General features: G+C 74.9%; 1 protein-coding gene. It reads right to left on the reverse strand.

What is annotated here, in order from left to right; genetic code table 11:
• Positions 1–215 precede the first annotated feature (215 nt).
• A partial coding sequence (locus G3573_RS21700) for an ABC transporter permease subunit (RefSeq protein WP_163263690.1) occupies positions 216–843 on the reverse strand: 628 nt, incomplete at its 5' end.

Raw genomic sequence — 843 nt, forward strand, 5'->3', positions numbered from 1 at the left:
GTTGGGTTGCGGGCGGCGGCGGAGCGGCGGGCGCGGGCGTCTTGCCCGGCCAGTTCAGGCGCGCGGCCGGCGGCTGGCCCGGCGCTTCGGCGGCGGCGGCCGAAGCGACCATTGGGGCGACCATGGCGGCGGCGATGGCGAGCGCTTCGCGCACTCCGACTGCTCCCCGAATTCTTCGTGGAGGCGAATCTAGAAGCGTTGCGCTTAACCGCCGACTAACGCCCGCGCCAACGCCGCAAGGCTGCGCGCTCCAAGGCCCCGACGGCGGCGTTGAGCAGGAAGCCCAGCGCCGCCAGCAGGGCCAGGGCGGCGAACATGTCGGCCGTGCGCAGCCGGTTGCCGGCCTCCAGGATTTTCCACGCCAGCCCCTGGGTGGTCCCTGATCCGGCCACCCATTCGGCCACCACCGCGCCGATCACCGACAGGCCAGCGGCGACCTTCACACCCTCCAGCACGAACGGCACGGCGGCGGGCAGGCGCAGGCGGGTCAGCCGCTGGACGGGCGTGGCCTCGTACAGGTCGAACAGCCGCTCAAGATCCGGATCGGCCGACTTCAGGCCGGTCAGCACGCCCGAGAAGATCGGGAAGAAGGCCACCACCGCCGCCAGCGCCGCCACCGCCAGGCCGGGCCGCTCCAGCCCGGCCCAGATCACCACCAGGGGGGCGAGCGCCACCACCGGCGTCACCTGCAGGCCGACCGCGATCGGGCGCACGGCGCGCTCCACCATCGGGCTGAGCGCGGCGGGCAGGGCCAGGGCCGCCGCCGCCAGCGCGGCCACGCCCAGCCCCTGCAGGGCCATGACCAGGGTGTTGGCCGCGGCGTGCAGCAGCTCGGGCCAGCGC

This window comes from Caulobacter sp. 17J65-9 (assembly GCF_010975005.1).
Lineage (GTDB): Bacteria > Pseudomonadota > Alphaproteobacteria > Caulobacterales > Caulobacteraceae > 17J80-11.